Genomic DNA, 25,936 nt, shown 5'->3' with positions numbered 1-25,936 from the left:
CGGGCGCCGTCGTGGACGCCGGCGGCGGCGCGGTGGTCGACGGGTCCGGCTGCTCCTGGTCCTGCGGCGGCTGCGCCGGGATCGGCTGGCCCTCGACCTGCCGGAAGCGGAGCTGGGCGGTCTGGCCGAGGTCCTTGGCCTGCTCACCCTCCTCGCCCGGCACGGTGATGACGAGGTTGCTGCCGTCGAGCACGACCTCGGCCCCGCTCACGCCGATGCCGTTGACCCGGGTCTCGACGATCTGGCGGGCCTGCTCCAGGGACTCCCGCGGCGGGACGCCACCGGTCTCGGTGCGCGCCGTGAGGGTGACGCGGGTGCCGCCCTGGAGATCGATGCCCAGCTTGGGTTTGAGGTGATGATCGCCCGTACCGAACACCAAGCCGTACAGCAGGACCACGATGAACAGGAAGAACGCGAGATAGCGCCCTGGGCGGATCTGCCCTTGGGGTGGGGCCACGGTCGGTCGATCTCCTCGGACTGGCGTTTGGTCACGCGACGCGTCTGGTCATGAGACCGCGCCCGCACCCATCACACGTGTGGGTGAGGGCGCAGCGTACCTCCCGTGACGTGAGGCCGGTGTCACACGGTCACGTCACGCTCACACGGGAGGCTACTTCTGCTTGTTGGACTCCAGCGACGGCTCGTCCAGGCGGTCGTTGTCCGTGTCCTGCACGTCCTCGTCCACCAGGTCGTCCTCGACGGCGTCCAGCTCGTCGTCGACGTCCTCCACGAAGTCTTCGTCGTCCTCGACATCCGGGCTGACCTTCTCCCGAACGGCCGCGCGCAGCCATTCGGTCTCCAGCCCAGGAGCGATCTCGATCCCGATCGTCGTGTCGCTCGAGGTGTCGCAGACGGTGCCGTACATGCCCGAGGTGGTCATCACCCGGTCACCGACGGACAGCGAGTTCTGCAGCTGCTTTTGCTGCTCCTGCGTCCTGCGCTGGCGCCGGCTCATGAAGTACATCATGACGCCGAGCAGCCCGAACATCAGAAGCAAAGGAAGCAGGTCCATATTTCTCCATCCATGGGCGTCGCAATTCACTCTGCGGTGTGCGCAGGGTCACTCTCGAACAGGGTAGGCGGAATCTGACCAGGAGCGTTAGTCGGGGCCGACAGCCCGAGATGCGCCCACGCCGCCGCCGTCGCAACCCGGCCTCGCGGTGTCCTGGCCAGCATGCCTGCCCGTACCAGGTACGGCTCGCACACCTCCTCCACCGTACTTGGCTCCTCCCCCACGGCGACAGCCAGCGTCGACACCCCGACCGGGCCGCCGCCGAACGAGTGCACGAGCGCACCCAGCACGGCCCGGTCCAGCCGGTCGAGGCCCACCTCGTCGACGTCGTAGACGCGCAGCGCCGCACGGGCGGTCTCGCGCGTGATCGAGCCGTCCGCGCGGACCTCCGCGAAGTCGCGCACCCGCCTGAGCAGCCGGTTCGCGATCCGCGGGGTCCCCCGGGAGCGGCCGGCGATCTCCTCGGCGCCGTCGGCCCGCAGGTCGACGCCGAGGATCGAGGCGGACCGGCGCAGCACCCGTTCGAGCTCCTCGGCCGCGTAGAACTCCATGTGCGCGGTGAAGCCGAATCGGTCGCGCAGCGGGCCGGTGAGCATGCCGGACCGGGTGGTGGCGCCGACCAGGGTGAACGGCGCGATCTCCAGCGGGATGCTGGTGGCGCCGGGGCCCTTGCCGACGACGACGTCGACCCGGAAGTCCTCCATCGCCAGGTAGAGCATCTCCTCGGCGGGGCGGGCGATCCGATGGATCTCGTCGATGAACAGCACGTCGCTCTCGACGAGGTTGGACAGCATCGCGGCGAGGTCGCCGGCCCGCTCCAGCGCCGGCCCGGAGGTGATCCGCAGCGCGCTGCCCAGCTCGGCGGCGATGATCATGGCGAGGCTGGTCTTGCCGAGCCCGGGCGGGCCGGACAGCAGGACGTGGTCCGGCGGCGCGCCGCGCTTGGTCGCACCCTGCAGCACCAGCGTCAGCTGCTCGCGCACCCGCGGCTGGCCGACGAACTCGGCGAGCGTGCGCGGGCGCAGCGTGGACTCGTCGTCCCGCTCCTCCGGCAGCGGCAGGGGGGACAGCTCCTCCTCGGTCACGGGATCTTCCACGGTGCCATCGTGCACGACCCGCTACCGCTTGCTGCCCAGGGTGGCGAGTGCCGTGCGCAGCACCGCCGACCGATCGACCCCGGGCCCGTTCCCGGCCAGCGCGCCGTCGACGGCCTGCTCGGCCTGCTTGGCCTGGAAACCCAGGCCCATCAACGCCTCCACGACCGAGCCGCGCATGTTGCCGCTCCCGTTGACAACCGACTCGGCGGACGCGGCGGGCAGCGCGCCGACCTTGTCCCGCAGCTCGATGATCAGCCGCTCCGCGCCCTTGCGGCCGATGCCGGGCACCTGGGTGAGCACGGTGATGCTGCCGTCCGCGAGCGCGGCGCGCAGCTTGGCCGGGTCGAGCACGGCGAGCGTCGCCATCGCGATCCGCGGACCGATGCCGGACACCGTCTGCAGCAACCCGAACAGGGTCAGCGAGTCCTCGCGCACCACCAGCGAGGTGGCGAGCACGGCCTCGGCGCCGGAGCGCATCGTGGCGAGCGTGGCCGGGGTGGCCTGGACGGCGAGCCCGACGCCGCCGACCTCGACCACCGCGTGGTCCAGCCCGATCGAGAGCACCTGCCCGCGTACCCGGGAGATCATCGCTTCGTTCCTTTCCCTGCCCCGTGGGCCGCTTGCGCGAGCCGGGCCTTGTGCCGGCGGGCCAGCTCGGCCGCCTTGGCCTCCGCCTCGGCGAGCCGGGCGCGCATGGGGGCGCGCCAGATGTGGCAGATCGCGAGCGCGAGGGCGTCCGCGGCGTCGGCGGGGCGGGGTGCCTCCGCCAGCCCGAGCAGCCGGGTGACCATGGTGGTGACCTGCGCCTTGCCGGCCCGGCCGGAGCCGGTGACCGCGGCCTTGACCTCGCTCGGCGTGTGGAAGGTGACCGGCAGCCCGCGACGCGCGGCGGCGAGCGCGACGACCCCGCCGGCCTGTGCGGTGCCCATCGCGGTGCGCACGTTGTACTGGCTGAACACCCGCTCGACGGCGACGACGTCCGGCTCGTGCCGGTCGAGCCAGGCCTCCACACCGTCGGCGACCGCGAGCAGCCGCTGGGCGAGCTCGGCGTCGGGCGGTGTGCGGATCACGTCGGCCTCGACGCAGTGCACGGCCCGGCCGACCCCGCCGTCCACGACGGCGATGCCGCACCTGGTCAGCCCGGGGTCGACCCCCAACACACGCATGCCACCACTTCCCATGAACATCAGTTCGAACTCTAGGGGGCGACACCTCCCGCCTCTGGGAGCGACACGGCCAGGCCAAGGGCTTTGCTGCCTCCCCCGTCACCAGGGCCCCGCAAGGTCCGTTCGGAACGGGGGACTCGCGGCTTGCCGGATCCTTGGCCCTCACGGGCGACTGAAAGCGCTCCCACTGTGCCCGTGGTTCCTCCACTCCTCCGCTACTCGCCGTCTTCCCGCCGTCTTCCTCCGTGCGATGCACGGCGCGCGGCGTTCGATCTCGCCCGCACGCCTTGCTCCTCCGCTATGTCCAGACGGCGAACACCACGTCGCTCCCGCTCACGCACCCGACCTTGACATGCGTGCTAAAAAGTCAACCAGACAGAAATGTAAGCGCTTCCAACGGCGGAAGGCAGCCATGCCAGCTCGCGAGCGTCGGCCGGTCACCATCTACGAGGTGGCCGACCGGGCGGGCGTCTCGATCGCCACGGTCTCGCGGGCGTTGCGCGACTCCAAGCTGGTCGCGGCGGCCACCCGGCGGCGCGTGCGGCAGGTGGCCGAGGAGCTGCGGTTCCGGCCGAGCCGCGCGGGCCGCGCGCTCGCCGAGGGGCAGCACGCGGCCAACGGCATCGTCTTCCCCGACCTCGCCGGGCCCTACTACGCCGAGGTCGTGCTGGGCTACGAGGAGGTCGTCGCCGAGCTCGGGCGCAGCGTCCTGATCCTCGCCACCCAGGGCCGGGAGAACGCCGCCGAGCTGGTGGCCGAGCTCGCCGGCCGGGTCGACGGCATGGTGATCATGGGCCGCACGGTGAGCGACGCGGCGGTCGCGCGGATCGCCGACACCGGGCTGCCGCTCGTCCTGCTCGCCCGGCCGCCGGTCGGGCTGGTGGACACGGTGACCGCGGACAACGAGGACAGCGCGCGGGCCCTCACCGCGCACCTGATCGGCCACGGCTACCGCCGGTTCGCCTTCCTCGGCGACCCGGCCCAGTCGCCGGACGTGGCCGGGCGGCACGCCGGCTTCGTCGCCGCGCTCACCGACGGCGGGCTGGCCGTGCCCGCCAAGCCCGTGCGCTGCGCGTTCGACGTGAAGGCCGGCTACACGGCGGCGCGCGAGCAGCTGCGTAAGCGCATACATCCCGAGGTGCTCGTGTGCGCCAACGACGAGGTCGCGCTCGGCGCGCTGCGTGCCGCCGAGGACCTCGGCCTGTCCGTGCCCGGCGATGTCGCGCTCACCGGCTGGGACGACATCATGGCCGCCCACTACGCCCGGCTCACCACCGTGCACCAGCCCATGCGCGAGCTGGGCGCCACCGCGGCCAGATGGCTGGACGAGCGGATCTCCGGCAGCTCACCCGGAGTGCGCCGCGAGGTACTTCCCACCCGGCTGGTGATCCGGACCAGCTGCGGTACCCACGAGAACTGACCGGAGGTATTGCGATGACACCCACGCTGACCCGACCTACCAGGCGGACCGTACTGCTCGCCGCCGTCACGGCGCTGACCCTGGCGGCGTCGGCGTGCGGCCGGGACGACGCCGGGGACACCGCCTCCCAGGGCGATGCGGTCGAGCAGGGCAAGGCGTCCGGCGACATCACGGTGTGGGCCATGGGCACCGAGGGCGAGAAGCTCTCGGTGCTGGCCGATGACTTCATGAAGGAGAACCCGGACGCGAAGGTCACCGTCACCGCGGTGCCCTGGGACGGGGCGCACAACAAGATCTCCGCCGCGATCGCCGGCCAGCAGACGCCGGACGTGACGATGCTCGGCACCACCTGGATCGGCGAGTTCGCCAAGACCGGCGCGCTCGACGTCGTCCCGCCGGACTTCGTCAAGGAGGACGACTTCTTCCCCGGCGCGTGGGAGACCGGCGTCGTGGACGGCACCTCCTTCAGCGTCCCGTGGTACGTCGAGACCCGGCTGCTGTTCGTCAACAAGGCGGTGGCGGCGAAGGCCGGCATCACCGAGGCGCCCACGACGTGGGCCGAGCTGACCCGGGCCATGAAGGACATGCAGGCCAAGGGCGGCGCCAAGTGGGGCACCTACATGCAGCCCGGCCAGACCGGCGCGTGGCAGACCGTGATGCCGTTCGTGTGGCAGAACGGCGGCGACGTCTACGACGGCCAGAAGTTCACCCTCGACTCCCCAGCGGCCGTCGAGGCGCTCGAGTACTACGGCTCCTTCTACACCGATGGACTGTCCACGAAGGACCGGCTGCGTGACGGCGAGCAGGAGCCGAAGCTCCTCAGCGGCGAGATCGCCTCGTTCGTGTCCGGCCCGTGGCACATCGGTCTGCTCAACGAGCTCGGCGGCGAGGGCAAGTACGAGCTGTGGCCGATGCCGAGCGGCCCTGGCGACGCGACGTCGTTCATCGGCGGCAGCAACATGTCGGTGTTCAAGAACACCGAGAACCGCGACGGTGCCTGGAAGTTCGTGTCGTATCTGATGCGGCCCGAGGTGCAGGTCAAGTGGTACCAGACGGTGAACGACCTGCCGGCCGTACAGGCCGCGTGGGACGATGCGGCGCTCTCCGGCGACGAGCAGCTCTCCACCTTCGGCGACCAGCTCGACAAGGCCAAGGCACCGCCGTCGATCCCCACCTGGGAGCAGATCGCCGCGGGCCTCGACACCGAGCTGGAGAAGATCGCCAAGGGCACCGAGTCCGCCGCGGACGCGGCCAAGGCGATGCAGGCGCAGGCCACCTCGATCGGCACGGGTGGCTGACATGTCCGCTCGGCCCGGAACGTTGTCCCGGGCGCTGACCGGCTGGGCCTTCGCGCTGCCGTTCGCCGCGTTGTTCCTGCTCTTCACCGCGGGGCCGGTGCTGGCCTCGCTGCTGATGAGCCTGACCGACCTCGGGAGCGCCGACCTGCTCGACCCGTTCGGCGTGAACGTGATCGGCCTGGACAACTACCTGCGGCTGGTCGAGGACCCGAAGTTCCTCACGGCCGCGGCCAACACCGCGATCTTCGTGGTGGTCGGCGTACCGCTGACCATGGCCGCGGCCCTGCTGGTCGCGCTCGGGCTGAACTCCGGGCTGGTCAGGTTCCGGGCGCTGTTCCGGGTCGGCTACTACCTGCCGGTCGTCACGAGCATCGTCGCCATCTCGGTGGTCTGGCGGTTCCTGCTGCAACCGGACACCGGCCTGCTGAACGAGTTCCTCGGGCTCTTCGGCATCGACGGGCCGAACTGGCTCAACAACAAGACCTACGCGCTGCCGACGCTGATCGTGATGGGCGCCTGGCGCAACCTCGGGTTCGGCATGGTGATCTTCCTGGCCGGACTGCAGGCGATCCCGAAGGACCTGTACGAGGCGGCCACGATCGACGGCGCCCGCAAGTGGGCGCAGCTTCGGTATCTCACGGTGCCGATGCTGCGCCCGACGATGCTGTTCGTCGCGGTGATCACCACGATCGGCTACGTGCAGTTCTTCGAGGAGCCGTTCGTGATGACCCAGGGCGGCCCGCTCGACTCGACGCTGTCGATGGCCTACCACACCTACAACCAGTTCGGGTTCGGCAACTACGGCTACGCGTCGGCGATGGGCTACGTGCTGTTCGTCGTGGTCGTGCTGCTGTCGATCGCCTGGTTCCGGCTACTGAGGAACAACGTTGACTAGCGCCCTGGACACCAAGCCGGCGAGCCGGCCCAGGTCCCGCGGCGGCGCGGTCCGGCCCGGCGGGGGCGGGCAGCGCTCGCGGGACCGGGTGGCGAGCGTCGTGCTGCACACGCTGCTCGGCACCGGGCTCGTGGTGATGGTCGGCCCGTTCGTCTGGATGGCGCTCTCGTCATTCAAGACCGAGGGCGAGATCCGGGCGGACCCACCGACGTGGCTGCCGGAGAACCCGACGCTCGGCAACTACGACACGCTGTTCGCCCGGCTGGACTTCCCGACCTACTTCGCCAACTCGGCGATCGTCGCGGTGGTCACGATGGTCGGCAACCTGCTGTTCTGCTCGGCGGCCGGCTACGCGCTCGCGAAGCTGCGCTTCCCCGGCCGGCGGGTGCTGTTCCTGACCGTGGTCGGCACGATCATGGTGCCGAGCATCGTGACGATGGTTCCGCTGTTCGTGCTGTCCAGCAACCTCGGCCTGGTCAACTCCCTCGCCGGGCTGATCCTGCCGTTCCTGGCGCAGGCGTTCGGCGTGTTCCTGATGCGCCAGTTCATCCTGTCCATCCCCGACGACCTGCTGGAGGCCGCGCGCATCGACGGCGCGAGCGAGCCGCGGATCTACTGGCAGATCGTCATGCCGCTGTGCAAACCGGCGCTCGCGACGCTCGCCATCCTCACGTTCCTGGCTTCCTGGAACAACTTCCTGTGGCCGCTGGTCGCGGCCACGACCGAGGACAAGTACACGCTGCCGGTCGCGCTCGCCCTCTACGCCATCGGGCAGAACCAGACCCGCTACGACCTGCTGCTCACCGGGTCGGTGCTGATCGTGCTGCCGGTGCTGATCGTCTTCTTCGTGCTGCAACGCCATTTCGTCCGCGGTATCGCCACCACCGGACTCAAATGAGGAGGGTTCCCCTGATGGCCCGATTAGTCCCCACCCGCAGGCTCGTGCTCGCGGCGGCGATCGCCATCGCCACGGTCGTGCCGCTCGCCCCGGCGGCGAGCGCGGCTCCCCCGAGCGACCGCGACCTCGCCGCCCAGGAGCGCCAGCGGCAGCCGTCGCTGATGCGCGACACGTGGCGGTCGTTCACCGCCATGGTCGAGCCGGCCACCGGACTGCCGGCCGACAACATCGAGGGCGACCTCGACCCGGCGACCCGCTCCGGCTACACCTCGCCGACGAACATCGGCTCGTACCTGTGGTCGGCGATCGTGGCCGAGAACGCCGGTCTCATCAAACGCAAGGAGCTGGTCGCGCGCACCAGGAAGGCGCTCGACTCCATCGGCAGGCTGGAGCGGCACCCCGCGTCCGGCCAGTTCTACAACTGGTACGACCCGGCGACGCTGACGAAGCTGCGCGTCTGGCCGGCGGACGGGTCCACCGTGTACCCGTTCCTGTCCAGTGTGGACAACGCGTGGATGGCCGCGGCGCTGATGGTGGTGCGCAACGCCGTGCCGGAGCTGCGCCACCATGCGCAGCGGCTGCTCGACCCGATGGACTTCGCGTTCTACTACGACCCCGCCGGCCGGTCCCCGGACGTGGCGGCGGGCCTGATGCGCGGCGGGTTCTGGGACGAGGAACCACCCGGCTGCGCGGTCGTCGGCAACTACCCCGGCAACGGCCCGGACGTCTGGTACACCTGCCACACCTACGGCAACTTCGCCAGCGAGGTCCGCATCATCACCTACGTGGCGATCTCGCTCGGCCAGGTGCCGCCGGAACACTACTTCGTGCCGTGGCGGACGTTCCCCGACACGTGTGACTGGGGCTGGCAGGAGCAGAAGCCGGCCGGCGAGTTCGTGGACTACATGGGAATCCCGGTGTTCGAGGGCCGCTACACCTACCGCGGCCTCCAGTTCGTCCCGACCTGGGGCGGGGACATGTTCGAGGAGCTGATGCCGGACATGTTCGTGCCGGAGGTCAAGTGGGGCAAGGACTCGTGGGCGCGGCAGCACTCGGTGTACGTGCGGGGCCAGATCGAGCACGGGCTCAACGACGCCGAGTACGGCTACTGGGGCTTCTCGCCGTCGTCCAACCCCGACGGCGGGTACCGCGAGTACGGCGTCGACATCATGGGCCTGGACACCCCCGGCTACACCAGCGACCAGGAGCGCACCTCGGTCGACGTCGGCTTCGAGGGCTGTCGCGAGGCCCAGCCGCTGCCGGCCTCGTACGGGGACGGTGTCGTCACCCCGCACGCGGTGGTGCTGGCGCTGCAGTACCAGCCGAAGGCGGCGCTGACCGAGCTCGCGAAGCTGCGCCGGGACTTCGACAGCTACGGCCCGGGCGGCTTCTACGACGCGATCGCCGTGCGCAGCGGCAAGGTCGCGAAGCGGTACCTGGCCCTGGACCAGGGCATGATCATGGGCGCGCTGGGCAACCTGCTCGGCGACGACGTGCTGCGGGACGCGTTCACCAAGGGCGGCCCGCAACGCAACCTGCGCCCGCTGATGGCGATGGAGGAGTTCAACCTCCCGGTCCACCAGTGAGCGAGCGTGCGAGCGAACCATGGATACAGGGCGACCGCGAGCGGCGGCACCGAGCCTGCGAGGGGGCGTCGTGAGCGAGCGTGCGACCTGCGCCGGAGGCGGGCCACTCCCCCTCGCCCGCCTCCGGCGCTGCCACACATGACGGCCGCGGCGTGCGGTGTCCAGCGACCAGGCCTGTGCCTATTGGTTCGCTTCGTTCCTCCGCTACTCGCCGTCTTCCTCCGTGCGATGCTCGGCGCTGGCGCGCCTGCGCTTCTCCTCCGTCCAGACGGCGAACGCTCCGTCACTCCCGCTCACCGGTGACCGGGAGCTACTCGGCCACCTGTCGCCCTCGGCCGTCCGTCGTTCTCGCTCGCTGTGCCTGTTGGTTCGCTTCGTTCCTCCGCTACTCGCCGTCTTCCTCCGTGCGATGCTCGGCGCTGACGCGCCTGCGCTTCTCCTCCGTCCAGACGGCGAACGCTCCGTCACTCCCGCTCACAAGGACGCGGGATCCGGATCGGCTCCTCGATCAGCTCCGGGCGCAGCTCCTCCTCGGGCAGCAGCCACGGGTCGGTCGCCGCGCCGTCCGGGTTCGGCCGCCACTTCCGGCACACCCGCGCCAGCTTGATCGGGTAGATGGTGAGCCCGTCGGCTGCGATGCGCACGCGCAAGAAACCCTTGTGGTCCTCCAGGCTCTGCCCGGCGAACACCTCGTTGGAGTTGATCCCGAACCGGCTCGCGACCAGCAAGTACAGCGCCACCACCTCGGCGTCGACGAACCCGATCACCACCGGCGTCCCCACCACGACGATCGCGAAGATCAGCCAGTCCGCGGCGACGCCGTCGGGCAGCACGTCGCGGTAGAGCCAGCGGACGACGAACGCCCAGCCGACGCTCAACCCCAGGTGCCCCACCGCGTGCACGACCCCGGCGAGCGCGTTGGTCTGGCCGGTCTTCGGCAGGTCGATCCGCGCGAACGCCATCCCGGCCAGCACCAGCACGGCCGCCGCGATCGCCGCCGGCGCCCACGCGGCGATCTGCCCGAACACGCCCTGCCGGGCCGGGTCGGCCGACTCCGCCAGCCCGAACAGCACGGCGAGCGTCATCACCGTCTGCATGATGCCGGTGAGCCCCCAGAAACCGGGGTTGCGCCACGGCAGCCGGAAGACCCCCGCCGCGAGCCACTCCGACGCGCGCTCGGCCGGGTACTGCCCGACGAGGTCGTAGCGTTGCGGCTCCTCCGGTCCGCGCACCCGGGTCTTCGCCGGCGGCAGTTCCAGCTCCTCGGGCGTGTTGTGCGTGCCGAGGAGGTAGGCGCCACCCAGCCCGCAGGTGATCCGCTGGGCGGTGCCGTCCCGCTCGACGTAGCGCGCGTAGTGGTGCTTGTCGCCGGTGAGCATCAGCGGCACGCTCGCCCCGTGCGGCCGGACGACCTCGCGCAGGAAGAACTCGATGGTGTCGTAGCCCTTGGTCTTGCCGCCCGAGCCGGCCGGCACCCACGCGGGCGTCGACGTGCACAGGATGACCGCGTCGCCCTGCCGCAGGTTCGCCGCCGCGTCGCGGAAGTACTGGAGCTGCGGCGCGTCCACGTAGTCGTCGAACTGGGTGTCGATGGCGTAGAGCCACCAGCGGTGCGGCAGCGAGACCGCGAAGTAGCTGCGGGTCTGCTCGGTGGCCCAGCCGCCGAAGTCCCGGCGCTGCGCGAACACCCGCAGGAACGAGGTGAGCCCGTCGTACCAGTCGTGGTTGCCCGGCAGGGCGAGCAACGTCGGCCGCTCCGGCGGGGCGACCGGGAGCGCCGCGCGGTACACCCCCTTGGTGCGGTCCTCGTAGTTGACCGTGGACGCGGCCGGGTAGACCTCGTCGCCGCCCATCACGAGGATCTTCCCGCGCGGCAACGGTTCCGTCGCGCCCTCCGGCCGCAGCCGCGCCGCGGCGAGCAGTGCGGCGACCGAGTAGGTGGCGTCGAACCCGTCGCCGAGGTCCGCCACGAAGTCCAGCCAGAGCTCCTCGCCGCTCGCGTGCTCGTGGACGGTGGCCGGCAGCGTGCCCTGCAGCTCCCGTTTGTCCGCGTAGGACCCGAAGATCTCCGCCATCAGCGACTGCGCCCCGGTGCTGATCAGCACGCTCGGCGCGAGCCACCTGACCGCCCGCTGCGGCCGGAACCCGAGCTGTTCCTCGGAAATCTCACGCGGCCGGGGACGTTCCACCCGGGGCGGCGGTTCCATCTGGTCTCCTCGCTCGTGACTGCCGCCCTACGGGCCCACCGCTGGGGTCAGCGCTGCGGGTAGCCGTTGGGCGGCGGGAAACCCTGCGGCGGGTAGGGCTGCTGCGGGTAGCCCGGCGGCGGGCCCTGGAGCTGCGGCTGGGCGTAGGGCTGCGGATGGGGCTGCGGGTAGCCCGCCGGTTGCGGACCGGCCGGCGGACCGTAGCCGGGAGGCGGGCCGTACGCGGGCTGCGGCCCCGCCGGCGGACCGAAGCCCGGCCGCGGACCGGTGTTCGGCGGCGGACCGTAGCCGGGCTGCGGGCCGGGACCGAACGCGGGCGAGCCGAACGCCGGCTCCGGCGTGCCCGGTGCGGGCATCCCGCCGCCACTCGCGGCGAGCTGCGTCGCCTGGTCCTTCGACACCTTCTGCTCGCACTCGCACGCGGTGCAGCTCAGCGTGTGCTTGCGGCCGATCGGGAACAGCGGGATCCAGAACAGCGTGACCTTCGTCGTGAACTTGCGCAGCACGTGCTCGGCCGGGTTGGCGCATTGGCTGCAGACCAGCTGCAGCACGGCCAGGACCTGCACATACTGCTTCCACCCGTAAATGATCAACCGTCCGGCCCCCTTAGCCGTCGGCGAACGACCCGATGAGAGTACGCCTAACCCGATCAGGGGATTCCTGGGTCACCGCGGTCGGCGAACCACCAGGTCAGGGGTCAGCTCGACCGGTGATGCGCACCCGCACAACGCGAGCGCCCGGTCCATCTCGGCACGCAGCTCCGCCAGCACCCACGCGACCCCGGCCTCCCCGTCGACCGCGAGTCCCCACGCGACCGGGCGGCCGATCGCGACCGCGCTCGCGCCGAGCGCGCACGCCTTCACGACGTCGGTCCCGCGCCGCACCCCGCCGTCCAGGATCAGCGGCATCCGGCCGGCGACCTCCTCGGCGATCGCCGGCAGCACCTCGATCGTCGGCATGACCCCGTCGAGCTGGCGGCCGCCGTGGTTGGACACCACGAGCGCGTCGACGCCGTGCTCCAGCGCGAGCCGCACGTCCGCCGGGTGCAGCACGCCTTTGAGCACGATCGGCAGCGACGTGACCGACCGCAGCCACTCGATGTCCGTCCAGCGCAGGTCGGCGACGAGCTCGAGGTCGCGCACCCGGCCGTCGGCATCGCGCAGGTTCTCGTGGTCGAGCTCCGCACGCTGCTCGGTGCAGTCGTTGCGCAGGTCCCGGGTGAGCCGGCCGGGCACCGACGCGTCGACGGTGACGACCAGCGCCAGGCAGCCGACCGCCTCCGCGCGGGCGACGAGCGCCCGGGTGAGCGCGCGGTCGGCCTGCAGGTACAGCTGGAACCACAGCGGCCCGCCCGCCGCGGCGACCTGCTCGACGGCGACGGTCGACAGCATGCTGACGGTCATGATCGCCCCGGCGCCCGCGGCCGCCCGCGCGGTCGCCGCCTCGCCGTCGGGGTGGACGAGCCGGTGCCCGGTCGTCGGCGCGATGAGCACCGGCAGCGCCGCCGCCGTGCCGAGCAGGGTCACCTCGAGCGAGCGGGTGCCGGCGCCACGCAGTACCCGCGGCAGCAGCCGGAGCCCGGCGAACGCGGCCTCGTTCTCCCGCGCGGTCAGCTCGTCGTCGGCGCCGCCCGCGAAGTAGTCATAGGTCACCGGGTCGAGCAGCCCTCGAGCCTCGATCTCCAGCTCGACCAGGGAGAGCGCGCTCGTGGCCATGCGTTACTCCCCAGAGTCGGCCGGGCATCCATCACGAGTACGCGCCGTGGGCGCCGGCGGTTCACCCGGTTTTCAGGAGTGCGCGACGAGCTTGTACAGCACGACGATCGCGACGCCGGCCGCGTCGGCCCGCTCGCCCACGACCGCGTAGCCGGCCTTGGCGTACATGCGCAGGTTGTCCTCGCTGCGCGCACCCGTGACCAGCCAGAACGTGCGGACCGCCGGCGGGGCGGCGGCCTCGACCGTGGCGAGCAGGCGCCGCCCGATCCCCCGGCGCTGCATGTCGGGTGCCACGGACAGGCGGGCGACCTCCATCCGGTCGCCGTCGGGCCGGCCACGCACGCTGCCGACGAGCCGGGGACCGAGCCAGGCGCCGAACGCCAGCAGGTCCGCGGCCAGGTCGGCACGCAGCTCGTCGAGGGTCTCGGTGAGCGGCGGCAGGTGCACGGAGCCGTTGCGCTGGGCCTCGACGACGTAGGCGGCGCGCTGCACGGTGAGCACCTCGCCGGCGTGCCCGACCGCCAGCGGTCCGATGTGGACGGTCACGGCCCGTTGACGCCGGGGGTCCAGCTCTGCGGCCTGCCGCTCTCGGTGAGGATCGGCTGCCATCGCGCGAAGCCCTCCGGCGCGTGCGGGTGCCACGGCCAGACGACCTCCGGCGTGGGCACGATCAGCTGCACCGCCGGGAAGTCACCCTTGGGGTAGACGAGGAACGCGCTGCCGAAGTACTCGAAGTAGTGCCCCTTGTCGACCCGTTCGAGGACGACCGGCACGCCCTCGAAGAAGTCCTTGTACCGCACGCCGGTGAGGAACCGCTCCCCCGCCGCGGCGCGCCGCACGTAGGCGTCGAGGAGGATCTTGCCCGTGCCGACGGGCAGCCCGATGACGATGGCCTCGGGCACCCCGAAGCGCCGCCACGCCCCGACCGTGAAGCAGAACGGGCCGCTGTGCTCGTCGCCCGCCACCTCGACGACGGCGCTCCCGTGCTCGTCCGCGTCGGCGATCAGCCGCTCGCGCAGCGCGCGCTCCTCGTCGGTGAGGTCGTCGAGGCTCACCGCGCCTCCTCGGCCGCGAACAGCGACTCCGCCCGCGGGACCGGGCGCACCGGGCGTGCCTTCGCGATGCCGTACAGCAGGTATCCCGCCGCCACCAGGGCCAGCAGGAACGCGCCCACGGTGAGCCCGAAGTCGGTGGAGGCCGGGTCGAGGAAGCCGCGGTAGAGCTGGACGTCCGCGAGCACGAAGTAGATCAGGTACGCGAGCGGGAACACGACCCAGCTCACCGGGTCCCACCAGCGCACGGTCCGGGTGCGGCCGGCCGCCACCCAGTCCACCAGCGCGAGCAGCGGCGTGACCAGGTGCTCGAACTGCGACGACGTGGTGTCGAGGTCGCCGCCGATGACCGTGAGGTAGGTGACGCAGACCAGCAGGAGCAGCACGGTCGTCGCGCCGCGCAGCCACGTGGAGACCCGCTCGGCGCGGCGGCCGAGCGCGGCCACCACCAGGTAGGCGACACCGGCGAGCAGGCTCGCCTGCTGGCTGAGCGCGGGCCAGGGGTCGTGAAGGGTGGCGACGGCGAACCCGAAGCCCACGAACCCGCACGTGGCGATCAGCAGCCGCCACGCGCTGAGCCCGAGGACGCTAGGCATCCACCTCGGCCATGAAGTCGTTGGAGGCGTCGAACGGGACGGAGTTGAGATAACCTGCTACCCCCATGATCAACCTCCCTAGGTCCGGACCTGAGAGTACGCAACGAAGAGCCCAGCAGGTCGCAAGGGGCAGCTAACAACTCACCAGAGCCTCCCGTGTGAAGCCGATCGCCGCAGTCGACGGTGGGCACAGCCGTCAACAGCGCTGAACTAGTCAAACCAGACGGAACGAGGTATCGACGACCTCCCCCCTCGGACACTCATTGCTAGGAGATCTCCGGGCAACAGTCGGTATCCCTGCTGTCACGCTGGCTCGTGATCCTGCTCGACCGTGCTTGTCCGCCTCTCCGGTTGGCGGGGTGGTCGGCGTGACTACGCGCAAGATCGCCCCGTTGGTTCCGCCCCGGCTGACGCCCCGGGCCGGGCGACCGACACGAACCACGATGTGATGGTCGTGCACCCGCTTGCCGCGCTGACACGATGATCACCGCCTACCACGCGTCCTTGACAACGGTGGGCGCCCGCGGGCGGCGAGGCGGGTGGTGTGCGATGACGACTCACCTCACCGACCCCCGGTGGTCGCGGCCGCACGGATGATGCTGCAACGCATGGGCATGGACCCGGCCGACCTGATGGGCCACCGCCGAGCAGAACCCAGCCCGCACGACCGCCAAACCACCCCGGAAAGGGTCGAACCGGCACGCGCTGTCCACCAACTAGACGAGCGAGATCAACTTCTACGCCGGCACCACCGGCGATGACCCCGAACTCGCCTTGGTGTCTCTTGTTCCATGATCGGCGCCTCTCTGAGTTCTGCGTCGCCCGAAGTTGGCCTGCCCTCCTCACCGGATTCCGCGCGCTGGCCGCGGGTGCGATGGGCGATCGAGGGTGCCGTCGGATTTGGGCGCTCCGTTGACCGAGCTCTGGCAGTCCGAAGGCATTGAGGGTAGTCGCCGTGCCCGCGAAGCTGGCTCGCCGAGTACGGCTGCTGTCGACCGGACACGGCCGCAAGTCCGATCATGCCGATGCGCTGTCGGTGGGTATCGCCGCCCGGTCCGCCTCCACGCTGAACACGGTCGAGATCGATGAGGCGATCGCCGGATCGCGGGCGCTGACCGAGCACCGTGACGACCTGGTCACACCCGCACCCGCACCAGCAACCGCTGCACACACTGCTGGTCAGGCGCCAGATCCCGGCCGTGGTCCACTTGGTGAACCGACACGTTGCGCCGTCGGCACGGTCACCCCGAACGAAGGCGGCAGGTGTCGCCAAGCGCACCCACTGGTCCCCACGAACACGATCGCGGTGAACACCGCACGATCCTCAACCGGCGCCGTGCCACCGCCCTGCGGACGCGCAGCGAACCCCGGAATCAACGGCTGCACCAACGCCCACAGCTCGTCCGGCACCAACCGCCGCGACAGATCACCAACCACAAGGTTGATCACGACAGATCATGATCAGTCCACGTGAGACGTCCTCTAGATGTGGTCCTATTCGCCAAGTGCGTCGCCGAGCTGTTTCGTGTAACCAACCTTCTCAAGGTTGAGGATCAGATCAGTGACCCGATCGATCCGGCTGCCGGACCACTTCATCCCGGACGCATCCACACAGTCTCGAAACTTTGCCACAACGTCTTCCGTCGACATCGGGGCCCTCGGGTCTCCGTAGGCGAACTCGACCGTCTTCGACAGCACACGACCATCACTCAAATGAATCAGAACACCGCCTGGCGAGGTCCGGTGCAACGTGTCCAGGGACCGGTCGTACTTCGGAGCCACCTTTGCGGCGATATCCAGCAAGGACGGATTGCGGATACCTTGTTCGGTGAAGTCGCTCAGCGGGGCGGCACGACGCAGCAGCGCGACCGCGATGGCGAACGGAATGCTGTACTTGGCGTCGTTGACACTGCGAGGCGCCTGCCGGTCCGCAAGAGGCTCACAGAGGGTCAGCCAGAGGTTCCCCACCCGAGCCTCGATCTGGCGGACCTCACTCGGCGCGATATCGTGTTCCAGGCAGAGTTGGATCGTCGAATCGATGTACGGATGGGTGGCGATGCATGCCGGCCAGGGCTTGTATCCGATTTCCTGGCCGCCGCGAAAGCGCTTCCCCAGCCCATCAACAAGTGAGGAACGGTCATATTCGCCCTCGTAATAGACGTTATATATGCCCGCCTTGCCCTCCAGGATACCTCGGGTTCCCTGCAAACCACGCTCGGCAAGAAGCGCCGCCATGACTCCCGCCTTGCTTGGGAACGCATTGTAGTTCAATCGGAGGTCGGAGTCCGTTCCGTAGGCCAACTCCATGGTCCCTGTGGACATCGTGGCGGCGATTCCGAACGCGCTCTCCACCTGAGCGGCGTTCAGGTTGGTCACCCTCGCGGCACCCGCGACCGCCCCGAAGGCGCCGAAGACGACGGAGTTGTGCCAATCGAACTTCCACCCGCTCTCACGTCTGGAGATCGACAGTGCGAGTCGCGACATGACGTCCTGGGCTACCACGAGCGCCGTCAACAACTCCTTGCCCGACGTACCGGGCCGCTGCTCGGCCAACGCCACCGCGGCAGGAATGACCGGCGCGCTGGGGTGCACGAGCGCGTCGTGGAAGGTGGTGTCGTAGTCGAGGCCGTGCCCCATCGCGCCGTTGACGAACGCCGCGGCCCAGGTAGGGAGTCGACGCAACGATCCCCAGACCGTTGCCTCCTCGGCTCCTCCCCACTCGACGAGGAGATCCGAGATCTCACGGATCCCCGGGGCCAACCTCGCGGCCGCCAGAGAAACGCCCACGGTATCGAGTAGTTGAAGTTTCGTTGCCTCACGAACATCGTCAGGAATTGCCTCGAAGTCCGCTGACGACACGTATTCCGCGATGAGCGCCGTTGCCTCACCCGACTCTGTCACCGAACGCTTGGTTGCCAATTTACCTCAACTCCCTTGTGTTCGCAAGTCGATCACGACCTCGTCATTCTCCCATCGAAAGTCCGTAGCCAAGCCCTCACTCCTGCTAATATCTGCGACGTACTCGAAGACTTCCTTTCCTCTCGCGTCGTTCTCGCGCACGACCTCGGGCTCGGCACGCGGATTGACATAGCACGGTATGTAGCCGATGGAAGCGAGTCCGGCCTGTGTGAGGTTAGCCTTCACAATCATCGTCGTCTTGGCTTCCGGATGCATCGGATATGTTGGATAGGATGGATCGGGTTCATACCCGTACAGATCTTTGAACTTGGCGGTCAGTCGGGCGATGTCACCATCGCTCAGACCATACGGACCGATCTCCAACGCGAAGTTTCCGGTCGAGTAGAAGATCGGCACTTTACGGTAAACTTCAATACCTTTGAGAATGTGCGGGTGTGTCCCGATCACAACATGGGCGCCGGCGTCAACGGCCGCGTGACCGATCAACCGGCAATAGTCGGGTATCACCCGTGCCACGTAGTGCAGACCCCAGTGCACCGAGACCACCACCACGTCCACCTGAGCACGCAAGGAGGTGATATCGGCGCACATCGCCTGCAACTCGTCCTGTTTGGGGAACGAGTATATCTTCTGGGGGGTGGCGGGCTGGTAGTCCACCTTGTCATATACGGTCCACGAATGTACGGGAGCATAACCGGGTCGATCGTCCGTCGCCGCGTACTCGACCGGTCCCACGCAGCCGTATGCCAGGAACCCTATGCTGACACCGTTTCTCGACACGATTACCGGCTTTCGCGCCTCCACGATGTTCGACCCGGCGCCAACCGTCGATATTCCTCGCGAGTTGAGATTTCGCAAGGTATCCAGCAAGGTGTCGGTACCCCAGTCAAGAGTATGATTATTGGCCATCGAGACGACTTCGAATCCCGCATACTCCAGCGCGGAGATGTTTGCTGTAGTCGAATAGGTGGCATGTGTCGGATTCGGATGACCCAGTTCATCGCTGTACATCTGCTCGCAGTTCGCAAAACGCAAGTCAGCCGTATCGAATGTCGCCTTGACGTGCTCGAAGATACTGGCCGGCCGTTCCCGATCTATCAGAATGTCGCCTACTGCCATCATTACAACTGGTGAACTCACGGGTATCCTTTCGTCGTGGAGCACTGGTCGCGGCAATGATCCGACTACATTTTTTCCCACGCCGTCCGTCAGGCGTCGTACCACCATCTCGGTCTCGCCCGATGTCAACGAGGTTCCTTCGCCGGGAATCGCCGCGAGCAACGACCTCGTGTACGGATGCTCAGGCAAAGTGAACAACCGGTCCGTGCCGCCTTCCTCCACTATCCGTCCGTGGCGCATCACGATCACTCGATCCGCGATCGTTCTCGCGAGCGCCAGATCATGTGAGACGAAGATGTAGGCCATCGACCGAATCGACTGCAGGTCGAGCAGCAAGTTTATTACCTGCGCCTGAATTGACATGTCGAGCGCCGATACGGCTTCGTCACACACTATGAGCAACGGATCCGTCGCGATTGCCCGTGCGATCGCTATACGCTGCAGCTGCCCACCGGAGAGCTCCCGCGGGTAACGGTCGGCCTGCCCAGCACCGATCTGCACGTTCTCCAACAAGCTACCAACGGCATGCTGACGTTCCCGTGCGCTCAACGACGTATGCAGCAGCAAGGGCTCCTCGATGGACGAACCGATGGACTTCGAGGGATCGAGTGAGGAGAAGGGGTCCTGAAATATCATCCGCGCCCTTCCTCGGAACTCGCGCCTACGTGCCCGATCGTGCCGAGCTATGTCCGCGCCGTCGAACCGCACTACTCCGCCGTCGGGTGTCAACAGGCCGAGCACCAACCGACCCACGGTGGACTTGCCGGCCCCCGACTCGCCCACGAGGGCGACTGTCTCGCCTTGTTCGATGCTGAAACTGACATCGGTCACCGCGTTCTCGACCGTCTTCTTCCGGCTCAGCACCGCACGACCTGTGACGAATCGCTTGCTGATCTCCTCGACCTGCAACAAAGGTGTCATCGCGCCACCACGGTCAGCTCATCTCGTCGCAGGCACCGCACGCCCGACTCGTTCGATCCGATCACCAGATCGGGCACTGTGGCCTTGCATGCACTTGTGCTGAACGCACAACGCGGTTCGAAGCGGCACGCCGCCGGCATCTCGTGCGGAGCGGGCACCCGGCCGGCGATCGGCGTCAGCCTGCGTATGGCGGGGCGCGGCATGGCCGCCAGGAGGCCGTGCGTGTACGGGTGCCGAGGACGTCGCAGAACCGAAGCAGCCGGACCCTGCTCCACGACCTGGCCCGCGTACATGACCGCCATGGTGTCGCACATCTCGGCGATGACACCGAGATCGTGGGTGATGAACAAGATCCCCAGACCACGCTCAGCCTGTTGTTCCTTCAACAGGCCAAGGACCTGCGCCTGAATCGTGACGTCGAGAGCGGTCGTCGGCTCGTCCGCCACCAGGATCTGCGGGTCCGCGGCGAGCGCGATCGCGATCATCACACGCTGGCACATCCCCCCGCTGAAGGTATGCGGATACTCGTGTGCGCGCCGCGCCGCGGACGGTATGCCCACCTCGTCGAGCATCGTCACCGCGCGTCCCCACGCCTCGCGCCGCGAGACCTGGAAGTGGGCACGGATCGTCTCGGCGATCTGGTCGCCCACCGTGAAGGCCGGATCCAGGCTGCGCTGTGGTTGTTGAAGGATCAAACCTATCCGGGCGCCACGGACTCCACGCAGTTCAACGTCGTCCAACGTGAGCAGGTCCCGGCCGTCGAACCAGACGTGCCCGCCCGTGGCCCGCCCCCCGGCGGACCGGTGCAGTCCCAGGACGGTGCTCGCGGTCACCGACTTACCCGATCCGGACTCGCCCGCCAGACCGACGGTGTGGCCCGGTCGCACGGTCAGACTCACGTTGTCCAACACCGGCACCCACCGGTTCATCATGCGGAACTCGACGCACAGGTCTTCCACGACAAGGACGCCGTCTGCCGTTCCGCCGGTGCGGGCCTGCGTTTCGGGGGCGATCACGTTGCCGTCCTCGATTTCGTCTGGGAGGCGTCCTGAAGTCCGTCGCCAACTATCGTGAATATATAGATGAGTACCACGACGAGAATCGCCGGAGGAAAGATCTGGAAGGCGGAATCGCTCAGTTGCGAAAACGACTCCCTCAGCATCGACCCCAGGCTGGGTGTCGGGGGTTGTACGCCGAGACCGAGGAAACTCAACCCAGCCTCTGCCATGACGATGACACACATGAGAAACGATCCCTGTACCAGCAATGGACCGCGCACGTTGGGCAATACATGGCGGCGGATGATCATCCAGGGCGAACACCCGTCGGCTCGTGCGGCCTCCACGAAGGTCGTTCTGGCCACCGCGGCCGATTCCACCCTCGCGAGCCGATACAGTCGCGGTGACAACACGATACCTATCGCCACCATCGAATTGACCAGGCCCGGCCCCGCGACGCTGACGATGGCAAGTGCCAGAATCAGGCCGGGAAAGGCGATGATCGCGTCATTCAAGCGGCTCAGGATGCCATCGAGCACACCACCAAAATATCCGGAAAGCAGGCCGATCGGTACACCTATCACCACGGCGACTCCGAACGCGATGACGACTGCCAGCAGTGATATGCGGATACCCACCAAGAGCCTGCTGAGGACATCGCGGCCGAAGAGGTCCGCGCCGAGCAGGTATTGGCCCGACGGCCCTCTGTTCCTCGCCGCCAGATCTTGCACCGACGGGTCCTGGGGTGCCAGTACGTCGGCAAGCAGAGCGATGAGGACGAAAACGCCAAGAGCGATCAGCGCGATGACAACCGCCCTGCTGCCGGGCGGCCGGGCGTCTTGACCGCCTCGTATCCAGTGTCTAAACGCCAACGGGGCTCCTCAGTCGCGGGTTGAAATACAGACAGAGGACATCGACAATCATGTTCAAGAACACGACCAAGACCGCGCTCACCAGGACGACACCCTGAATAACCGGATAGTCATGAGAGAGAATCGCCGAGTACGTCATGTTCCCGAAACCGGGCAGGACGAAGATCGTCTCGACGATCACGGCTCCTTCGATGAGCCGGCTCAACTGCAAGCCAAGTACGGTGATCACGGGGTTCGCAGCGTTCTTCACCGCGTGCTTGCCTACCACCTGGCGACGGAGAAGTCCTTTCGCCTGCTGCACTCGAATGAAGTCCTCCCCCAGGATGCCCACGAGCGAGCCCCTCAACTGCCGAATGAGTTCGGCGGCGAGCGGAAGCGCCAAGGCCGTGGCGGGCAGCACGAGACTGCTGAACCACCGCACCGGATCGTCGGTGAGGCTGACATAGCCCATGACGGGTACCAGGCCAGCCTGGACCGAGACGAGCGCGATCAGGACAAGCGCGGCCACGAACGACGGCACGCCCACCATCAGTGAGCTCACCGCCACCACACAGCGATCGATCCATTGTCCCCTGTGCAATGCCGCCACCAGGCCCAACGGCACCGCCACAAGAATGGTCATCATCATGGCGACGGCGACGAGCTGTCCGGTGACAGTGAGTGTCGATGCGATGCTGTCGAGCACCGGACGCCCAGTCCGAAAGGACGTGCCGAGGTCTCCCGAGAGCGCGCCGACGAGGTAGTGGACATACCGGGTCAGCAGGTCGACATCCAGACCGAGCCGATGCCGAACGTCCGTGATCTCCTCCGGGCTGGCGCCGACACCGGCATACACCTGGGCCGGATCAGTCGGGCTGAGCCTGAGCAGGAGCATCGTCACCAGCAGTACGAGAAGTACCGTCGGGACGATCGACACAAGGCGCTGAAGTGCCATCCGCATGCTAAGTCAAAGTCTCCACCGTAGAGTGTGAGTGGCGAACCGATATGGCGTCTATACACCGAGGGCAGTGCCAAGTAGTTTTGTGTCGGTGAGCTCCTCTAGGTTGAGAATCAGGTCGATTAAGTGGTCAGTCCGATCGCGGGACCAGTTCAACCCAGAGGCTTCCACGCAGTTTCGGAACTTTGCCACGACAGCCGCCGCGGACAACGGAACCTTCGCGTCGCCGTAGGCAAACTCCACCATCTTCGAAAAATGGCGCCCGTCATTCAATGTGATCGTGACACCGCCCGGTGAGATGCGGTGCAATGTGTTCAGTGACGAGTCGTACACCGGCTCCACCTTCGCGGCGATCTCCAGTATTGCCAGGTTACGGATGCCTTGCTCGGTGAAGTCGTCGAGCGGTATCGCACGGCGCAGCAGCGCGACAGCGGTCGAGAACGGGATACTGTACTTGGCGTCGTTGACGCTTCCCGGTGCCTGGCGTGCCGCGAGCGGCTCACACAGCGTCAAGGAGAGGTCTCCGACGTGGACCAAGACCTTGGCGATATCACCCGGTTGAATATCGTTCTCCCGGCTGATCTTCATGGCCGCGTCGATGTACATATGAGTGATGATCCCCGCCGGCCACGGTTTGAATCCGATCTCCTGGCCGCCGCGGAACTGTTCGCCCAACCCACCGACGAGCGACGGACGATCGTAGCTGCCGCCGTAGTAGACGTTGTAGATGCCTGCCTTTCCGTCCAGGATGCTTCGGGTACCACGCAAACCGCGTTCGGCAAGAAGCGAGGCCATGACTCCTGCCTTGTTCGGGAGCGCGTCGTAGTTCAGTCGGAGGTCGGACTCCGTGCCATAGGCCAACTCCATCGTCCCGGTTGCCATGGTCGCGGCGATCCCGAACGCGCTCTCCACCTGTCGGGCATCGAGCTTGAGCACTTTCGCGGCGCCCGCGGTCGCCCCGAACGACCCGAAGACAATGGAGTTGTGCCAGTCGAACTTCCATCCACCGTCGCGACGGGATATCGACAGGGCGAGCCGCGAGATGACGTCCTGAGCCACGACCAACGCCGTCAGGACGTCCTTGCCGGAAACACCTGGACGCTGTTCCGCCACGGCGATGACCGCCGCAACGACCGGGGCACTGGGATGCACGAGAGCATCGTGAAAAGTGGTGTCGTAGTCGAGACCATGACCCATCGCGCCGTTGGCGAACGCCGCCGCCCACGCCGGCAGCCGATGCGCGGACCCCCAGACCGTGGCCTCCTCGACCCCGCCCCACGCCACCAGCAGCTCGACAATCTCACGAATCCCAGGAGCCAGCTTCACCGCGGCAAGCGACACGCCGATCGTGTCCAGTGCTTGAAGCTTCGTCGCATCGCGAACATCCTGTGGAATCGCGTCGAGCTCCGCCGATGAAACGTACTCCGCGAGGAGTGACGTCACTGAACCGTCGATCGCTAACTGATCAGTTGGCACTGGAGTCATCCGCCTTCTTTGGCTATCCCCACGTAGCGCGGATCGAATGTCGTGGAGAACTTCGACCACATCAGTTTGTCGGCACCCAGCACGTTGTCGCGTGCGAGGATTATCTCGCTCGGCCGGCAGATCAGCATGCTGAGCGGTTCATTGTTCAACCTTGTCGCGATTTCCTTGTAGGCATCCTCGGCTTCGGGTCCGTCCTGCGGCAGGGCGTACACCTTCGTGGTCAAATCCGTCAACCAGGTAGGCACGGTGCCGATGAAACCTCTGGCGGCCTGATGTGCGAGCGCCCGGGCCGGGACCGGACCGACCGGTTTCGCACCGATCGACACCTCACCCTGTCCAGCGACGAAGGCGGCGCCGAACTCCTCGCCCGGGAGCGCACGCACACTTGCCTGAACGCCGATACTCGCCCATTGCCGCTGCAGTACCTCGCCAACCGACTTGAACGGCTCCACGGTCGGGACCAGAATCGTCAGGCTCAGGTTCTCGTGCCCGGCCGCGCGCAACATGTCGCGCGCCTTATCCGGATCGTAGGGGTCTTCGTCCAGTCCGTCGATATGGCCGATTACGCCTGGCCCGAACGGTTGGGCGTGCGGCGTGCACTGCCCGTACAACAAGCTGTCGGCGATGGCTTTGCGATCGATCGCCAAGGAGAGGGCCCTGCGGACGGCCGGGTCTTTCATCGCCGGCTCATGCTCCGCGTTGACGTTGACACCAATCGCGTACTGCGTGTCGTCGGCGGTGTACAACTCCAGGCCGGATCCCGCTGTCACGGCGCTCTTCACCTGCGAGTAGGAACTGGGCGCGAAGTAGGCCAGATCGATCTCGCCTGTCCTGAGCGCGTTCAGCTTTGTCTGGTCATCGTTGATCGTGTGGATCTCGAGCGACTTGTTCTTGATCGCGTCGTCGTTCCAGTACTTGTCATTTCGGTCAAACACCACGACAGTGTCGGTTGACTTCTCCAGATTCGGGATGTAGGGCCCCGAACCGGATGGGGTCGTCGCTAGGTCGTCGTTGGCGACAGCCTTGGGACTGATCATCATACCGCCGTACGACGCCAGCTTCACGAACAGTGAAGGGTCCGGCGTAGACAAGTTGATCTTGATGGTCGAGTCGTCGACGACTTCCACCGACTCGATGGTGTCGAGTTCCGCCCCTGAGGCCGGCCCGAGCAGGCGCTTGCCACGCTCCAGACTCGCCTTCGCGGCGTCGGCATTGAACTTCTCCCCGTCCCAGAACGTGACGTCCGTCCGCAGCGACATGGTCACCGACAGGACGTCATCGGACACGGCCCACTCCTCGGCTAGCATCGGCTGTGGTTGCCCGTCCCGACCCCACTCGATCAGCCTGTCGTAGGCGGTGTACATGAACGGCACCGCGCCGGAGTCCGATGTCACCCGGTGCGGATCCCACGAACTCGCCGCCGTCACGTGCGCGACCCGAAGGGTGGCGTCCCGGTCCACCTCCCCGGTCGACGCCGCCTCGGAGCCTTGCTCGCCCTGCGCGCACGAAGTGATCACTAGGGCGAGTACTGCGAGCAGGGAGAGAAGTCGCGGTGTTGGTCGCCCGCCAGGAGACGGCGGCGGTGTGACCTGTCCGAAGGGGCGCGTTGGAGCTGCCAGCAGTTTCATGCTTCGCACCGATTCCTCACTCGACACTGAAAGAGACAACGGCACCCCGACGGGTATCTAGTATCCTGATTATATCATTAAGACATTGCTGGTACCAGCGAGCGCTGCCCCGACG

Annotated in this window: 22 protein-coding genes and 2 pseudogenes; 5 read left to right on the top strand and 19 right to left on the bottom strand. The window is 67.7% G+C overall.

Annotated elements, in window-relative coordinates; all coding sequences use genetic code 11:
* The 5 genes and pseudogenes from GEV28_RS06990 to ruvC all read right to left on the bottom strand — a co-directional run.
* Positions 1-457: pseudogene (locus GEV28_RS06990) on the bottom strand (protein translocase subunit SecD); the annotation flags it as partial.
* Between the two features lie 153 nt (positions 458-610).
* Positions 611-1,012 (bottom strand): preprotein translocase subunit YajC, encoded by a 402-nt coding sequence (gene yajC / locus GEV28_RS06985; protein WP_291409797.1) that lies wholly within the window; start codon positions 1,010-1,012, stop codon positions 611-613.
* Positions 1,013-1,038: 26 nt separating this feature from the next.
* Complete coding sequence (gene ruvB, locus GEV28_RS06980; protein ID WP_291409795.1) at positions 1,039-2,109, bottom strand: Holliday junction branch migration DNA helicase RuvB; 1,071 nt, start codon at positions 2,107-2,109, stop codon at positions 1,039-1,041.
* Positions 2,110-2,130: 21 nt separating this feature from the next.
* Complete coding sequence (ruvA, locus tag GEV28_RS06975; RefSeq protein ID WP_291409793.1) at positions 2,131-2,697, bottom strand: Holliday junction branch migration protein RuvA; 567 nt, start codon at positions 2,695-2,697, stop codon at positions 2,131-2,133.
* Complete coding sequence (gene ruvC / locus GEV28_RS06970; protein ID WP_291409791.1) at positions 2,694-3,275, bottom strand: crossover junction endodeoxyribonuclease RuvC; 582 nt, start codon at positions 3,273-3,275, stop codon at positions 2,694-2,696. The genes ruvA and ruvC overlap by 4 nt, the downstream gene beginning before the upstream one ends.
* 412 nt (positions 3,276-3,687) lie before the next feature.
* Here ruvC and GEV28_RS06965 point away from each other — a divergent pair, with 412 nt between their 5' ends.
* Genes GEV28_RS06965 through GEV28_RS06945 form a run of 5 tightly spaced genes read left to right on the top strand, consistent with a single transcriptional unit; the run spans position 3,688 to position 9,372 of the window.
* Positions 3,688-4,695, top strand: a complete 1,008-nt coding sequence (locus GEV28_RS06965; protein ID WP_291409789.1) for a LacI family DNA-binding transcriptional regulator — start codon at positions 3,688-3,690, stop codon at positions 4,693-4,695.
* 14 nt (positions 4,696-4,709) lie between these two features.
* Positions 4,710-5,993 (top strand): sugar ABC transporter substrate-binding protein, encoded by a 1,284-nt coding sequence (locus tag GEV28_RS06960; protein WP_291409788.1) that lies wholly within the window; start codon positions 4,710-4,712, stop codon positions 5,991-5,993.
* A 1-nt stretch (position 5,994) separates the two neighbouring features.
* Positions 5,995-6,888 carry a carbohydrate ABC transporter permease gene (locus GEV28_RS06955; protein ID WP_291409786.1) on the top strand — a complete coding sequence of 298 codons (894 nt, stop codon included), beginning with the start codon at positions 5,995-5,997 and terminating at the stop codon, positions 6,886-6,888.
* Complete coding sequence (locus tag GEV28_RS06950) at positions 6,881-7,786, top strand: carbohydrate ABC transporter permease (RefSeq protein WP_291409784.1); 906 nt, start codon at positions 6,881-6,883, stop codon at positions 7,784-7,786. Before GEV28_RS06955 ends, GEV28_RS06950 begins: the two co-directional genes overlap by 8 nt.
* Positions 7,787-7,800: 14 nt before the next feature.
* Positions 7,801-9,372: a glucoamylase family protein gene (locus GEV28_RS06945; RefSeq protein WP_291409782.1), complete on the top strand. Its 1,572-nt coding sequence runs from the start codon at positions 7,801-7,803 to the stop codon at positions 9,370-9,372.
* Between the two features lie 464 nt (positions 9,373-9,836).
* Here the strand turns inward: GEV28_RS06945 and GEV28_RS06940 are convergent, their stop codons facing one another.
* The 14 genes and pseudogenes from GEV28_RS06940 to GEV28_RS06875 form a co-directional block, all read right to left on the bottom strand.
* Complete coding sequence (locus tag GEV28_RS06940; protein WP_291409780.1) at positions 9,837-11,579, bottom strand: metallophosphoesterase; 1,743 nt, start codon at positions 11,577-11,579, stop codon at positions 9,837-9,839.
* A 47-nt stretch (positions 11,580-11,626) separates the two neighbouring features.
* Positions 11,627-12,172 carry a hypothetical protein gene (locus GEV28_RS06935; RefSeq protein ID WP_291409778.1) on the bottom strand — a complete coding sequence of 182 codons (546 nt, stop codon included), beginning with the start codon at positions 12,170-12,172 and terminating at the stop codon, positions 11,627-11,629.
* A gap of 72 nt (positions 12,173-12,244) precedes the next feature.
* Positions 12,245-13,294 (bottom strand): alpha-hydroxy acid oxidase, encoded by a 1,050-nt coding sequence (locus GEV28_RS06930; protein WP_291409777.1) that lies wholly within the window; start codon positions 13,292-13,294, stop codon positions 12,245-12,247.
* A gap of 72 nt (positions 13,295-13,366) precedes the next feature.
* Positions 13,367-13,840: a GNAT family N-acetyltransferase gene (locus GEV28_RS06925; RefSeq protein ID WP_291409775.1), complete on the bottom strand. Its 474-nt coding sequence runs from the start codon at positions 13,838-13,840 to the stop codon at positions 13,367-13,369.
* Positions 13,837-14,349 carry a DUF4262 domain-containing protein gene (locus GEV28_RS06920; RefSeq protein ID WP_291409773.1) on the bottom strand — a complete coding sequence of 171 codons (513 nt, stop codon included), beginning with the start codon at positions 14,347-14,349 and terminating at the stop codon, positions 13,837-13,839. The genes GEV28_RS06925 and GEV28_RS06920 overlap by 4 nt, the downstream gene beginning before the upstream one ends.
* Entirely contained in the window at positions 14,346-14,942 is a 597-nt protein-coding gene (locus tag GEV28_RS06915) for a hypothetical protein (RefSeq protein WP_291409771.1), read from the bottom strand. Before GEV28_RS06915 ends, GEV28_RS06920 begins: the two co-directional genes overlap by 4 nt.
* A 1,168-nt stretch (positions 14,943-16,110) precedes the next feature.
* Positions 16,111-16,379, bottom strand: a pseudogene (locus tag GEV28_RS06910) (transposase); the annotation flags it as partial.
* Positions 16,380-16,436: 57 nt separating this feature from the next.
* Positions 16,437-17,861: an MmgE/PrpD family protein gene (locus GEV28_RS06905; RefSeq protein ID WP_291409769.1), complete on the bottom strand. Its 1,425-nt coding sequence runs from the start codon at positions 17,859-17,861 to the stop codon at positions 16,437-16,439.
* 6 nt (positions 17,862-17,867) lie between these two features.
* Positions 17,868-19,901, bottom strand: a complete 2,034-nt coding sequence (locus GEV28_RS06900) for a CapA family protein (protein ID WP_291409767.1) — start codon at positions 19,899-19,901, stop codon at positions 17,868-17,870.
* The gene (locus tag GEV28_RS06895; RefSeq protein WP_291409765.1) at positions 19,898-20,917 is read right to left on the bottom strand and encodes an ABC transporter ATP-binding protein; all 1,020 of its coding nucleotides are present in this window, start codon (positions 20,915-20,917) and stop codon (positions 19,898-19,900) included. Before GEV28_RS06895 ends, GEV28_RS06900 begins: the two co-directional genes overlap by 4 nt.
* A complete protein-coding gene (locus GEV28_RS06890; RefSeq protein WP_291409763.1) occupies positions 20,914-21,771 on the bottom strand; it encodes an ABC transporter permease in 858 nt (285 codons plus the stop codon). The genes GEV28_RS06895 and GEV28_RS06890 overlap by 4 nt, the downstream gene beginning before the upstream one ends.
* On the bottom strand, positions 21,761-22,705 hold the full coding sequence (locus GEV28_RS06885; RefSeq protein ID WP_291409761.1) for an ABC transporter permease: 945 nt from the start codon (positions 22,703-22,705) through the stop codon (positions 21,761-21,763). Before GEV28_RS06885 ends, GEV28_RS06890 begins: the two co-directional genes overlap by 11 nt.
* A 57-nt stretch (positions 22,706-22,762) precedes the next feature.
* Complete coding sequence (locus GEV28_RS06880) at positions 22,763-24,184, bottom strand: MmgE/PrpD family protein (RefSeq protein WP_291409759.1); 1,422 nt, start codon at positions 24,182-24,184, stop codon at positions 22,763-22,765.
* A 5-nt stretch (positions 24,185-24,189) separates the two neighbouring features.
* Positions 24,190-25,821, bottom strand: coding sequence for an ABC transporter substrate-binding protein (locus GEV28_RS06875; RefSeq protein WP_291409758.1), 1,632 nt, complete (start codon positions 25,819-25,821; stop codon positions 24,190-24,192).
* Positions 25,822-25,936 lie beyond the last annotated feature (115 nt).

The organism is Actinophytocola sp., from assembly GCF_009379765.1.
In the GTDB taxonomy this organism is placed as follows: Bacteria; Actinomycetota; Actinomycetes; order Mycobacteriales; family Pseudonocardiaceae; genus Actinophytocola.
This window is presented reverse-complemented; position numbering and strand designations above follow the sequence as displayed.

Coding starts and splice junctions, on each gene's coding strand:
- yajC (WP_291409797.1), bottom strand. CDS start 1,012: ATGGACCTGCTTCCTTTGCTTCTGATGTTCGGGCTGCTCGGCGTCATG.
- ruvA (WP_291409793.1), bottom strand. CDS start 2,697: ATGATCTCCCGGGTACGCGGGCAGGTGCTCTCGATCGGGCTGGACCAC.
- ruvC (WP_291409791.1), bottom strand. CDS start 3,275: ATGCGTGTGTTGGGGGTCGACCCCGGGCTGACCAGGTGCGGCATCGCC.
- GEV28_RS06965 (WP_291409789.1), top strand. CDS start 3,688: ATGCCAGCTCGCGAGCGTCGGCCGGTCACCATCTACGAGGTGGCCGAC.
- GEV28_RS06960 (WP_291409788.1), top strand. CDS start 4,710: ATGACACCCACGCTGACCCGACCTACCAGGCGGACCGTACTGCTCGCC.
- GEV28_RS06955 (WP_291409786.1), top strand. CDS start 5,995: ATGTCCGCTCGGCCCGGAACGTTGTCCCGGGCGCTGACCGGCTGGGCC.
- GEV28_RS06945 (WP_291409782.1), top strand. CDS start 7,801: ATGGCCCGATTAGTCCCCACCCGCAGGCTCGTGCTCGCGGCGGCGATC.
- GEV28_RS06940 (WP_291409780.1), bottom strand. CDS start 11,579: ATGGAACCGCCGCCCCGGGTGGAACGTCCCCGGCCGCGTGAGATTTCC.
- GEV28_RS06930 (WP_291409777.1), bottom strand. CDS start 13,294: ATGGCCACGAGCGCGCTCTCCCTGGTCGAGCTGGAGATCGAGGCTCGA.
- GEV28_RS06915 (WP_291409771.1), bottom strand. CDS start 14,942: ATGCCTAGCGTCCTCGGGCTCAGCGCGTGGCGGCTGCTGATCGCCACG.
- GEV28_RS06900 (WP_291409767.1), bottom strand. CDS start 19,901: ATGACACCTTTGTTGCAGGTCGAGGAGATCAGCAAGCGATTCGTCACA.
- GEV28_RS06885 (WP_291409761.1), bottom strand. CDS start 22,705: ATGGCACTTCAGCGCCTTGTGTCGATCGTCCCGACGGTACTTCTCGTA.
- GEV28_RS06875 (WP_291409758.1), bottom strand. CDS start 25,821: ATGAAACTGCTGGCAGCTCCAACGCGCCCCTTCGGACAGGTCACACCG.